At 52.4% G+C, this 12,299-nt stretch carries 12 protein-coding genes and 1 riboswitch; of the genes, 9 read left to right on the top strand and 3 right to left on the bottom strand.

Going from position 1 to position 12,299, the window contains the following annotated elements; all coding sequences use genetic code 11:
- Window positions 1-142: 142 nt before the first annotated feature.
- A complete protein-coding gene (gene efpL, locus CLC93_RS09325) occupies window positions 143-715 on the top strand; it encodes an elongation factor P-like protein EfpL (RefSeq protein WP_095505691.1) in 573 nt (190 codons plus the stop codon).
- A gap of 86 nt (window positions 716-801) precedes the next feature.
- On the opposite strand, the gene CLC93_RS09320 is transcribed toward efpL, so the two are convergent.
- Window positions 802-1,407, bottom strand: coding sequence for a hypothetical protein (locus CLC93_RS09320; protein ID WP_095505690.1), 606 nt, complete (start codon window positions 1,405-1,407; stop codon window positions 802-804).
- 335 nt (window positions 1,408-1,742) lie between these two features.
- On the opposite strand from CLC93_RS09320, the gene CLC93_RS09315 reads away from it, so the two are divergent.
- A complete protein-coding gene (locus CLC93_RS09315) occupies window positions 1,743-2,396 on the top strand; it encodes a 7-cyano-7-deazaguanine/7-aminomethyl-7-deazaguanine transporter (RefSeq protein ID WP_095505689.1) in 654 nt (217 codons plus the stop codon).
- A gap of 8 nt (window positions 2,397-2,404) precedes the next feature.
- Here CLC93_RS09315 and CLC93_RS09310 read toward each other — a convergent pair whose 3' ends face one another.
- Window positions 2,405-3,607 (bottom strand): MFS transporter, encoded by a 1,203-nt coding sequence (locus CLC93_RS09310; RefSeq protein ID WP_095505688.1) that lies wholly within the window; start codon window positions 3,605-3,607, stop codon window positions 2,405-2,407.
- Between the two features lie 219 nt (window positions 3,608-3,826).
- Between CLC93_RS09310 and CLC93_RS09305 the strand changes: the two genes are divergently transcribed.
- The 7 genes from CLC93_RS09305 to thiH all read left to right on the top strand — a co-directional run bounded on the left by CLC93_RS09305 (window position 3,827) and on the right by thiH (window position 11,209).
- Window positions 3,827-4,444, top strand: coding sequence for a TetR/AcrR family transcriptional regulator (locus CLC93_RS09305; protein WP_095505687.1), 618 nt, complete (start codon window positions 3,827-3,829; stop codon window positions 4,442-4,444).
- 55 nt (window positions 4,445-4,499) lie between these two features.
- Window positions 4,500-4,614: riboswitch (TPP riboswitch) on the top strand.
- Window positions 4,615-4,707: 93 nt separating this feature from the next.
- Entirely contained in the window at window positions 4,708-6,591 is a 1,884-nt protein-coding gene (thiC, locus tag CLC93_RS09300; RefSeq protein WP_095505686.1) for a phosphomethylpyrimidine synthase ThiC, read from the top strand.
- Complete coding sequence (gene thiE / locus CLC93_RS09295; RefSeq protein WP_095505685.1) at window positions 6,588-8,330, top strand: thiamine phosphate synthase; 1,743 nt, start codon at window positions 6,588-6,590, stop codon at window positions 8,328-8,330. The genes thiC and thiE overlap by 4 nt, the downstream gene beginning before the upstream one ends.
- Window positions 8,315-9,094, top strand: coding sequence for a HesA/MoeB/ThiF family protein (locus tag CLC93_RS09290; protein WP_095505684.1), 780 nt, complete (start codon window positions 8,315-8,317; stop codon window positions 9,092-9,094). The genes thiE and CLC93_RS09290 overlap by 16 nt, the downstream gene beginning before the upstream one ends.
- Before the next feature lie 5 nt (window positions 9,095-9,099).
- On the top strand, window positions 9,100-9,312 hold the full coding sequence (gene thiS / locus CLC93_RS09285) for a sulfur carrier protein ThiS (protein WP_095505683.1): 213 nt from the start codon (window positions 9,100-9,102) through the stop codon (window positions 9,310-9,312).
- 2 nt (window positions 9,313-9,314) lie between these two features.
- Window positions 9,315-10,076, top strand: coding sequence for a thiazole synthase (locus CLC93_RS09280; protein WP_095505682.1), 762 nt, complete (start codon window positions 9,315-9,317; stop codon window positions 10,074-10,076).
- 17 nt (window positions 10,077-10,093) lie between these two features.
- Complete coding sequence (gene thiH / locus CLC93_RS09275) at window positions 10,094-11,209, top strand: 2-iminoacetate synthase ThiH (protein WP_095505681.1); 1,116 nt, start codon at window positions 10,094-10,096, stop codon at window positions 11,207-11,209.
- On the opposite strand, the gene CLC93_RS09270 is transcribed toward thiH, so the two are convergent.
- On the bottom strand, window positions 11,206-12,222 hold the full coding sequence (locus CLC93_RS09270; protein ID WP_095505680.1) for a helix-turn-helix transcriptional regulator: 1,017 nt from the start codon (window positions 12,220-12,222) through the stop codon (window positions 11,206-11,208). The genes thiH and CLC93_RS09270 overlap by 4 nt on opposite strands.
- Window positions 12,223-12,299 lie beyond the last annotated feature (77 nt).

The raw sequence follows: 12,299 nt of genomic DNA, 5'->3' as shown, positions 1-12,299 counted from the left end.
TACAGTTGATTGCGGAAACGGCGTCTTCCTTCGGGAAGGCGCCGTTTTCGTTTGTGTGGGTAGGGCATCCCAAGCTGGGCGTTATCGTGTATGATTAGCCCTGCTTTTAATTACGAATAATCACAGTGTTAGGGAATTCATCATGCCAAAGGCCAGTGAAATCAAAAAGAACGCCGCCATCGAATTTAACGGCAAAACTTATATCGTGCGCGATATCGAGCGCTCAGTACCACAAGGCCGCGCCGGTGGTAGTCTGTATCGCATGCGCATGTATGACATTGTGACAGGCTCAAAGGTCGATGAGACCTTTAAAGATTCCGACATGTTGGATTTAGCCGACTTGCGTCGTCGTCCTGCCATGTATTCCTACCTAGATGGTGACGAGTATGTGTTCATGGACAACGAAGACTACACCCCATACCACCTCCATAAAGATTCAATTGCCGATGAAATTCCCTTCTTTAACGAAGCGACCGAAGGCATGCAGGTGGTGATTATCAGTGATGCGCCTGTGGCACTAGATATGCCAACCAGCGTGGATTTGGAAGTGGTAGAAACAGACCCGTCAATTAAAGGGGCGTCGGCGACTTCGCGCACTAAACCTGCGGTACTGTCTACCGGCGTAACCGTGCAGGTGCCAGAGTACATTGCCACTGGCGATGTAGTTAAGGTCAACGTGGCCGAGCGCAAATTCATGAGTCGTGGCGATAAGTAAACTCGCCAGATTTAAATAGCAAAAAGCCACTCTAGCAAGAGTGGCTTTTTTGATGCTCGCTGCGCTTAACAGCTAACAATAGAAAATTATTGAGACACCAGTTGTTGCTCTTGCCACTCTTTTAGCAGTAGTTGTGCCAGCGCTTGAATGTCTTGGGCATCAGAACCCGAGTGGTTTGAGCGAGTGGTGGCCTGCCAAATCGGTTGCAAGCTCTTGCTGTCGAGTAAGCGCACGTACAGTTGGTACTTGCCTGAACCCGCCCAGCTAATTAGCGCGCCTAAGTCGGTGCCTGCGCCAGGCTCACCACCAAGAATTCGCACCGTGCCTCGAGTTGCTAGATAATCGCCATAGTCATAGTCGTAACCAGGATCTATGGTAGAGATCACCAGTAGCGAATCCGACTCTGTGTTGGCCAGCGCCGCTTGCAATAACTCTGGTTGATTCAGGGTTTCCAAGTCGGGAATCACACTCTGCGAAGCTTTGGCATTCAAGCCCTGATTAACCAAAGTCTGGGCGATACCGCTTTCGAGCATTGCACGCTCAGTAGCATCAGCGTATTGACCAACCACAGCCACCGAAGCGATCGGTTGGGCTTGGTATGCGGTTTCAACCGCTTCTGTTTTAAACACGTGGGGGCTACCAGCACAGCCCGCTAGGCTTAGCGCAACCAGCGCTAGCGTTAGGTATCTCATGATTAACCTCGTTCACTTTTCATTGCTCGATAATTGTACCGATCCAGATCACATTGTCGCGGGCTTTTATCGGTAAATCAGCTACTTGAACCGATGCCGTTCAGGCGTGTTTGGGTTGTGAAAACATTTCAGCGTGGCGACAGCGTTCAGCCTTAAATTCACAAGGTTTTCTATCATCGGCATCGCCAGTGGTTCCCTTGATACTTACTAATTTCTCGCTGGCGCAATGAGTTTTGTTTTCACTAGTAGAAGCTAAACTTGTCATTGGATTGGTCTTGTGCAAAAATCCGCCGCCCTTGGGTTCTCTCACCCCAATTATCAAAAAGAGTCAGTTTATGAAGAGTGTATTTTTATCGCAGTGGCGCTTAGTTGCTGTGCTTAGCCTGTTTCACGTGGTTACCATTGCCGCTAGCAATTACTTAGTGCAAAAGCCGTTTAGCCTGTTCGGGCTACACACCACTTGGGGTGCGTTTACTTTCCCCTTTATCTTTCTAGCGACAGATCTCACCGTACGTCTGTTTGGCGCCGCAAATGCCCGTCGAATCGTGTTTGCCGCCATGTTCCCTGCGCTATTAGTGAGTTATTTAGTGTCCGTGTTGTTTGTTGACGGGGCGTTTGCCGGCTGGAGCGCGTTAAACGACTTTAATGGCTTTGTCGCGCGCATCGCACTGGCCAGCTTTCTGGCCTATTCAGTGGGTCAGCTGATGGATATTTTGGTGTTTAACCGTCTGCGTCAACAACGCCGCTGGTGGGCCGCGCCTGCGGCCTCGAGTATTGTTGGCTCTGGAGTGGACACCTTTGTGTTTTTCTTTGTGGCCTTTTACGCCTCGAGTGATGCCTTTATGGCGGAGCATTGGGTTGAGATTGCGACAGTGGATTACGGCATTAAGCTGTTGGTGAATCTGGCCATGTTCGTACCTTTATACGGCGCTTTGCTCAGTCTGTTGCAGCGCTGGTTGCGCCCGGTGGAAATCCAGACGCAAGTCTAGATACAGAATCAGCTCGAGGTCTGAGCACCCGGCGCTGGTGCACGAGCACTCAGGCCCAAAAGTCCAGCGCCGAATAGCAAAACTATCGCTATGGCATAAGGTAAGTACATGCCAAGTTCGGCGTATATCACGCCGACCATCAATGGCGCAGCTACACGCCCCATCAGCGAGAAGGACGAAAAAGCACCCATCACGCTGCCCATTTTATTGCTTGACGCCTGTTTGGAGACCAAAGATTGCAGTCCCGTGAAAAATAGCGCTATTCCCATGCCACCCAGTGCCAGAGCGACTATCGCTATCCAAGTGTTTGTCAGCATTGACGCGATTAGCATGCCTGCGCAGCTGGCGCTGTAGAGCAGGGTGCCGAGTAAATAGATTCCGCGCTCACCAAGTTTTTGAGTGAGCGGTGCGATTAAACTGTACTGAGTGACAGTCAGTGCAACGCCAGAAGCGAGATACAACCAACTGAGCTGATTCGGACCATCGACCAGTTGAGCGTCCTTGGCGAATAGGGGCAAAATAATGTCGCTAAAAGCGCAGGCTAGATTGAACAGCAGTGCACAAACGAAGAGCTGCATTAGCAAGCCTTGGCCCATGACCTTGGGGACTTCGCGAAATGGATTGAGTTTCAAATTAGCTGAGTTCTTGCTCTGTCGTTTGTCCTGCGGCAAGCTTTCCGGCAATACTAAGATCACCAATAAAAATGCGCTAAAGCATAGCGCCGCTGCCACTACTGCAACTATGTGCATATTCTGTTGCTCAAATTGGCTACCGGCCAACCAAGCACCTAAGCTCGGTCCAAGCACAAAGCCCAACCCAGTCGCGGCCCCAATTTTGCCCATTAGCTTGGCTCTTTGTTCACTAGAGCTGATATCTGCCGCATAGGCTTGTACCACAGCCAGATTTCCCGCCATGAAGCCTTGCAGCAAGCGCGCTATTGCCAGTAGCAATAACGACTCGGTAAACCCGAGTAGTAGGTAGGCGGCACTTGCCCCTAGTAGCGCCAACGCCAGCACGGGCTTGCGTCCATAGCGGTCGCTAAGCATTCCAAGGTAGGGCGAGGCGATAACATGTGCGATGGGATACAGGGCAAAAAATGCGGTGGCGAGCTCTGGGCCGGCACCGAGCTCCATGGTGTACAGCAAGAACACTGGAATCACGATCCCAAATCCCATGCTATCGAGAAAGGCAACCAGCATCAGTATCTTCATTGTTATTGGCCTGTATGACGCGTAAGTGACAGGGGTGTCACTTTTTAACCTAGCAATAAATCCGCAACAGTGACAGGGGTGTCACTTTTCTTGAAAGACGTTCAAGGTAGGCGCTGTTTCACCAGAGCAACCGATTGATTTAAAGACGTTTATAACTCGTTGAAGTGATACCGGTGTTTTGATAAAAACAAAGGGTCAAACATCGGCTCGAGTTATCTAATGCCAAAGGCGCGCTTTTTTAATTTATCCCCACAAAGACAAAACCAATTTATCGATGTGGCGCTTGAGGAGTTTGGTAGTCAAAGCTACGACCTAGCGTCCATTGTGCAGATTGCCAAAGCTCTTGGGATTGCCAAAAGTAATGTGTATCACTACTTCGAGAACAAAAAAGACCTCTACTTCTATTTGATTGACAAGGTGAGCGGTGCACGCCAAGCCATGATGCATGACTATCTCGAGCGCGAAGAGGGCGAATTTTTTGATAACTATCTGGCCCTGACTCGCGAGTCTTATCGCTTTGAATTGGAACGGCCACTGGAGTGTCGCTTTCTCGATAAGGTGCGCAACGAAACCAATGAAACTGAGCTTGGTCGAGTGCAGCGGGCGGTGGAAGCGGATCTCATCAGGCGTATTGAAAGCTGTTTGAGCAAAGCCATTGAACAGGGGCGTGCTCGGTGCAAGGTAGAGTCCAAACTTGCTGCCTACTTACTGGTTAACTCCACTTTGAGCGTGCACGCCTATTTGGGAAGCCAGGCACCAAGTTCGGATGCTGGGGTTGAACACAACATTTCGGTGGCTGCGCAAATCATTGAGGTGATTAAGCGCGGCGTTAGCTAACCCATTTGAACTAGTCGACTTTTCTTTTCTCTTTTGAACAAGCTAGTTATACTGCTCGCACTTGTCGGAGAGCTAGGCTGCATTGCAGTACTTGGCTGAGACCGCTTAGGCGGGATCCGTTGAACCTGATCGAGGTAATCCTCGCGCAAGGGAACAAGCACAGTATCACCTGCCTGAAAACCGCATTGAAATAACGCGGTAATTCCTTCAGTAGACACTGCTCGCCGACAAACCTCTTAATTAAAAAGAACAACGAGGCGAGTATGTCTAACTCACGCGAAACCCGCGCAGCGGCTCAGGCTTTCTTGGATAGCCTGCAAGGTCAACCATTTCCAAATTCCGACAAAATTTTCGTTGAAGGCGAGCGGGTCAAAGTGGCCATGCGCCAAATCAACCTGACCGACACCCTAGTCGGCGGCACCAAAGACGAACCGATTTTCGAGCCGAACGAGCCGGTTCGCGTATACGACACCTCGGGTGCTTACTCAGATCCTAACGCCCAAATCGATGTGCGCCATGGTTTGCCAAAGCTACGCGCTGACTGGATTGACGCTCGCGCAGATACTGACGAAGTGGCATCCCTTGGCTCTCAGTTCTCCCAGCAACGTCTGGCGGACGAAGGACTCGATCACATTCGCTTTGAAGCTTTGCCAAAACCGCGCAAAGCCAAAGACGGTAAGTGCGTGACTCAATTGCACTACGCTCGAGCAGGTGTGGTTACCCCAGAAATGGAATACATTGCCATTCGCGAAAATCTGGCTCGTGAAGACCAGTCAGCGGAGCTTTCTAAACAGCATCTAGGCGAGAGCTTTGGCGCTAACATTCAGAAAATTACTCCTGAGTTTGTGCGTGATGAAGTGGCCGCGGGTCGCGCGATTATTCCAGCCAACATCAACCACCCAGAAGCCGAGCCAATGATCATCGGCCGCAACTTCCTAGTGAAGGTGAACGCCAACATTGGTAACTCGTCGGTGACCTCAAGCATCGAAGAAGAAGTGGAAAAGCTGGTGTGGTCTACCCGCTGGGGTGCGGATACCGTGATGGACTTGTCCACCGGTCGCTACATTCACGAGACTCGTGAGTGGATCATTCGCAATTCGCCAGTGCCAATCGGTACGGTGCCAATTTATCAAGCGCTGGAAAAAGTGAACGGCATTGCCGAAGACCTAAGCTGGGAAGTGTTCCGAGACACCCTAATTGAGCAAGCCGAGCAAGGGGTGGACTACTTCACCATTCACGCCGGCGTATTGCTGCGCTATGTGCCGATGACTGCTAAGCGCACCACGGGTATCGTATCTCGCGGTGGCTCTATCATGGCCAAGTGGTGCCTATCTCACCACAAAGAAAACTTCGCTTACGACCACTTCCGCGAAATCTGTGAGATCTGTGCTCAGTACGATGTATCCCTGTCATTAGGCGACGGTATGCGTCCAGGTTCAATTGCAGACGCCAACGATGAAGCGCAATTCGCCGAGTTGGAAACCCTAGGTGAGCTGACTAAAGTGGCATGGGAGTACGATGTTCAGGTGATCATCGAAGGCCCAGGGCATGTGCCGATGCAGCTGGTTAAAGAAAACATGGAAAAGCAGCTGAGCGAGTGCCACGAAGCGCCGTTCTACACCTTGGGCCCACTGATTACCGACATTTCTCCGGGCTATGATCACTTCAGTTCAGGCATTGGTGCGGCGATGATCGCTTGGTATGGCTGCGCCATGCTGTGTTATGTGACCCCAAAAGAGCACTTGGGTCTGCCCGACAAAGAAGACGTTAAGCAGGGCATGATTGCCTACAAGATTGCGGCTCACGCTGCTGACTTGGCCAAGGGCCACCCGGGCGCGCAAATTCGCGACAATGCCATGTCAAAAGCGCGCTTTGAGTTCCGTTGGGAAGACCAATTTAACCTGGCGCTAGACCCAGACACTGCCCGTGCTTATCACGACGCCACTTTGCCGCAAGAGTCGGCGAAAGTGGCTCACTTCTGCTCGATGTGTGGTCCTAAGTTTTGCTCGATGAAAATCAGCCAGGACGTTCGTGATTATGCAGCAGAGCTAGAGAAAGGTATGGCGGACAAAGCCGCTGAGTTTAACGACACAGGTGCAGAGTTGTATCAAACCATTGAGGTTCAGCCTGCTGAGGCGACTTCATGAGTCTAAAACCTCTGGTTTGGTCGATCGCTGGCTCGGACAACCGAGCTGGCGCTGGCCTTCAGGCCGACTTGCTCACCGGACACGACTTCGAGGTGTCGGTTAGCACTGTAGTGAGCGCAGTAACCGCGCAAAACAGTTCGGGCGTGAGCGCGGTAGACGCGGTGTCACTGGATACCCTGTCTGCTCAGCTTGAAAGCCTGGCTATCGAGCAAACCCCAAAGGCGATTAAAATCGGGATGCTGGCTAACGCCGAGCAACTGAGGTTTGTGGCGGATTATCTAGCGAGCCTGAAGCAACGCTGTGATGTGTTTGTGGTGTGGGATCCGGTAATGCGCGCTTCTAGCGGTGATTCGCTTGCTGGAGAGTCGCTAGCTGCGTCGGCTAAGGCTCTGTTGCACGTTGTTGATTTGGTGACTCCCAATGCAGGCGAGCTTAGCTTGCTTAGCGGCATGAGCGTTAATGACGGTGCTAGCCTAAAAGCCGCTTGTCAGGCCATGTTAGCTCAAGGCTGCACCGCTGTGCTGGCCAAAGGCGGCCACTGGAATCTCGACGGCGAAGCGCTGGATTACTATCTGGATGCTCAGCAAGAATTACTGATTTCTAGCCCACGCTTGGACACCGCCCATAGCCACGGTACTGGCTGTACTTTGGCTAGCGCGATTGCCGCAACACGCGCTAAAGATTACCCCATTGAAGACGCGCTGATTCTGGCCAAGGCCTATGTCAATCAGGGGCTAAGACTTGCTGAAGCGCAGGGCGAGGGCACAGGCTCTGTGGCCCACGCCGGTTGGCCAACCAATCGTGCGGACTTTCCGCGGATTGAGTCGGCACACTCGAAAATCGGTCAGTGGTTTGGCATCGACAACAATTGGCCGGCGTTAGCGCCCTTTGCTAGTTGTGACACTTTGAATCTTGGCATTTACCCTGTGGTGGATAGCCTTGAGTGGATCGAGCGTCTATTAGAGCTTGGGGTGAAAACCCTGCAACTTCGCATCAAGGACAAGCGTGATGCGGAAGTTGAAGCGGACATTAAAGCTGCCATTGAGCTAGGGCATAAGCACCAAGCTCGCTTGTTCATTAATGATTACTGGCGCTTGGCGATCCAGCACGGTGCTTACGGGGTTCATCTCGGCCAAGAAGACCTGCTGGAAACTGACCTAAACGCGATTGCCGATGCCGGTTTGCGTTTGGGCGTGTCCACTCACGGTTATTTCGAACTATTGAGAGCCGTGCAAATTCGCCCAAGCTACATCGCCTTAGGGCACATCTTCCCAACCACCACCAAAGACATGCCGTCTTTACCGCAGGGATTAGCGCGATTGCAGCGCTACGCGGATTTAGTCCGCGAATACCCGCTGGTGGCGATTGGCGGTATTGATTTGGCCCGTGCGCCATCGGTGGCGCAAACTGGGGTGGGCAGTATTGCTGTGGTTCGCGCGGTGACCGAGGCGGATGATCCGGCTTTGGCGCTTGAGCAGTTGGAAAGTGCGCTTTGTCATTCCCATGAAAATGGGAATCCATCCACTGGCAATGGGCTAGATTCCCGCTTTCGCGGGAATGACGGAATAGCTCGCGGCAATGAACCCGTTTGTCATTCCCCTGACCTCGCCTGTCATTCCCATGAAAATGGGAATCCACCCACTGGCAGTGGCCTAGATTCCCGCTTTCGCGGGAATGACGGGGTAGCTCGTGGGAATGACAAATCCCAACGCGAGGAGGCGCTATGTCCCAAGGACTGAGCGACGCCAACTTCATGCGCTACTCGCGCCATATCCTACTGGGCGAAATTGGCGAGGCAGGGCAGTTAGCCCTGTCTCAGTCGTCGGTGCTATTGGTGGGCATGGGTGGCCTGGGCAACCCGGCTGCTCAGTACCTGGCCGCTGCCGGGGTTGGCCATTTGCTACTGGCCGATGACGACTCGGTGGAATCGTCTAACCTGCAGCGCCAAGTCCTGTTTGATGAGTCTGTGGTGGGACTTGGCAAGGTCGAAGCCGCCGCTCAACGCCTGCGCGAGATGAATTCAGAGCTGCAAATCAGCGAGTACATCGAGCGCTTGCAAGGCGAGTCACTGGCTCAAGCCATAAGGCACGCGGACCTAGTACTGGATTGCTCCGACAACCTAGCCACTCGCTATGCGGTCAACGCCGAGTGCCAACGCCAACGAACGCCACTAATTAGCGGTGCGGCGGTGGCGTTTGACGGCCAGCTAATGGCCTTTGATTTTAGAAACGCTGAGAGCCCTTGTTATCAGTGCCTATTTCCCAATGCCAAAGAGCCAAGGCTTAACTGTTCCAACGCCGGCATTCTGGGGCCTTTAGTGGGCATGATAGGCACTATGCAGGCCCTAGAAGCGGTCAAGCTGTTGACTGGCATACAATCCGATGCCATCAGCCGCTTTAGCCATTTTGACGGGCGCAGTGCTAATTGGATGCACGCCCAAATTCAGCCAAACCCCGATTGCCCCAATTGCAGCAAGTGTTTGGCGAATACACAGGAGAAATAACTAACATGACAACTCCGACTCTAACCATCACCTTAAACGGCCAGCAACACCAAGTAGCCGAAGGCTCGACTTTAGCCCAAGCACTGGCGCTGCTTGAGCGCCCGTTAGAGCAGCTAGCTGTCTCAGTGAACCAACAAATTGTGCCAAAGAGCCAGTGGCAACAGGCAATTGAGCCCAATGCCAATATCCAAGTTTTTCACGCCATTGCCGGAGGTTAAGCGTGCTTACGATTGCTGATACTCAGTTTGATTCTCGCCTGTTCACAGGCACAGGCAAATTCGCCAACGGCCAACTGATGCAAGACTCGCTTAAGGCCTCGGGAAGCCAGCTAGTAACCATGGCGATGAAGCGCGTGGACCTGGCTAACCAAACCGATGACATAGTGAAGCCTCTACTGGATATGGGGGCTAAGTTGCTGCCCAACACTTCAGGCGCTCGAGACGCCGAAGAGGCCATTTTTGCCGCGCGCTTAGCTCGCGAAGCGCTAGGTACTCGCTGGCTCAAGCTGGAAATTCACCCCGACCCTCGCTATTTAATGCCGGACCCCATCGAGACTCTAAAAGCCGCCGAAGCGCTGGTAGAAGAAGGCTTTATCGTGCTGCCGTATATGCACGCTGACCCTGTATTGGCCAAGCGTCTAGAAGAGGTAGGCTGTGCGGCGGTAATGCCTCTAGGTGCGCCAATTGGCTCTAACCAGGGGCTATTAACCCAAGAGTTTATTCGCATTATCGTTGAACAGTCGAATGTGCCAGTGGTGGTGGACGCAGGTATTGGTGCACCCAGTGACGCCTCACTGGCGATGGAGCTCGGTGCCGATGCGGTACTGGTGAATACCGCGATTGCGGTAGCGCAAGACCCAGTGGCCATGGCAAAAGCTTTTGCGATGGCGGTGGATGCCGGTCGTGCAGCTTATCTGGCGGGGCTTGGCGCGGTGAGCAACCAAGCCTCGGCGACCTCACCACTGACCGGATTTTTGGACTAAGCCATGGGTTATGAAGAATGAGATTTGCCGAGCAAATACGAGGGCTGGATTGGAGCGCGTTGTCGCTACAAATTAACAGTAAAACCGATGCGGATGTTCGTCGTGCGCTGGCCAAGCCCAAGCGCGATCTGGAAGACTTTAAAGCTCTGATATCCCCAGCGGCCGAGCGTCATGTCGAAGCCATGGCGCAACTGAGTCAACGCCTGACACTGCAGCGCTTTGGCAAGACCATGCAGCTGTATGTGCCCTTGTATCTGTCGAATTTGTGCTCCAACGTGTGCAGTTATTGCGGCTTTTCCATGGAGCATAAAATCCGTCGCACCACACTGACCATGGAGCAGTTAGACGCCGAGCTTGATGCGCTTAAAAGCCTAGGCTTTGAGCACATTTTGCTGGTGACCGGCGAGTCAGACCGCAAAGTGGGGATGGAGTACTTTCGCGAGGCGCTACCGCGAGTGAAAGCCAAGTTCTCCCACATCTCCATGGAAGTGCAGCCCATGAGTCAGCAAGACTACGCTGAGCTGATTGAAATGGGATTAGACGCCTTGTTGGTGTACCAAGAAACCTACAACCGTCGACGTTATGCCGAGGTGCATTTAAAAGGCTCAAAAAGCGACTTTGATTATCGCCTATCAACGCCTGAGCGCGTCGGTGCCGCTGGCGTACGCAAGATTGGCATTGGTGCCTTAATCGGATTAGATGACTGGCGCGTGGATTGCTGGCATGTGGCAGCGCACCTGAGTTATCTGGAAAAGCACTACTGGCAAAGTAAGTTCTCTATTTCCTTCCCGCGATTGCGCCCCTGTGAGGGCAGCTTTCAGCCAAAAACCGTTATGACGGATAAGCAGTTAGTGCAGCTAATCTGCGCCTATCGCCTGTTAAACCCGGATGTGGAGCTGAGCCTGTCGACTCGTGAATCGGCAGCGTTTCGCGATGCTGTGTACCCGCTTGGCGTAACCAGCATGAGCGCCTATTCGCGCACTCAGCCCGGCGGTTACTCGGATGCCACCGAGCAGGCACTAGAGCAGTTCTCTATCTCTGATGAGCGCCACCCCCAAGCGATTGCCAAAGCTTTGCAAGTCGGTGGTTATCAGCCGGTTTGGAAAGACTGGGATAACTGCTTTTTGGGCTAACTAGTATGCTGCTGTCGATACACTTTGGGCAGCACGCCGAGCTCTAATTTAAACGCGCGAGTGAAATTGGTGGGGTTTTGATAACCCACCATATCGCTGATTTGCTGCACGTTAAGTTCGGTGTGCAGCAGTAGGTCAGCGGCGCGTTCAATGCGATATTTTCGCAGCAATTGCTTGTAATTGACGCCTTCGGCTTGCAGTCGACGACGCAAGGTCGATGGGCTTAAGTTGAACAGACTGGCGATCCTTTCAAAGCTCGGCAGGGCACCACTGGTGGTGGATAACAGTCTCACCACTTCGCGTTTGGTGTCTGTGAGTTCGCTAATCGCTTCGAGCTGTCGACGACATTGCTGCTCTGCCACACTGTACAACTCATAATTGTGTCCCATAAATGCCAGATGCAGTAGCTGGCTATTAAACACAAATCGATTGGCGCTTTGCCCGTAGTGGATTGGGCACTGAAAGTGCTCTTGATAGTGTTTGGCGCGTTCGGGCTCATCAAAACTCAGCTCGATTCGGCTAAACCATGGCATATCTCGCCCCCAACGCACATTAGCGAAATTATGCAGTACACAGGTGACGACCAGTACTTCGAATTCAATCACATTACTTTGAGCGCGAGCGTCGGTTACCACCATTTCAAAATGGCAACTGGCGCCAGTGGTAAAGCGGCCTATGGTTGGCCCAGTCACCGACATGTAGCTCGCCATGGTGCTCAACATCTGGTGAAGATCGCGACAGTACATGATTGCACATCCCAAGGCACCCTCGTCGCTTAAGTGGTAATGCTGGGTAAATTTGGTTACCAGCTCGCCTTGCGGGCAGCTGTCTAGCAGGTCGTCGATAAACGCATCGTATTGGTCGAAGCGCATTTGGAAGGCGGGCTCTCTAAGTTCCTGTTCCGTTAGCGAATGTCGCTTTAAAAGTGCCTGGGCGTCGCCGCCGAGTTCGGAGTATACCCGAGTGATTCGATATAGCCCTTTACTGCGAACTAACCCCAAAGGCCTCTGCATATTACACACCTATTTCAAAATTAAGCACAGTCTATTCGCTGACTGTAAATGATTATTTTTAGGAAAACCTAGTTTAA

It is taken from the genome of Paraferrimonas sedimenticola, assembly GCF_002282855.1.
Lineage (GTDB): Bacteria > Pseudomonadota > Gammaproteobacteria > Enterobacterales > Shewanellaceae > Paraferrimonas > Paraferrimonas sedimenticola.
This window is presented reverse-complemented; position numbering and strand designations above follow the sequence as displayed.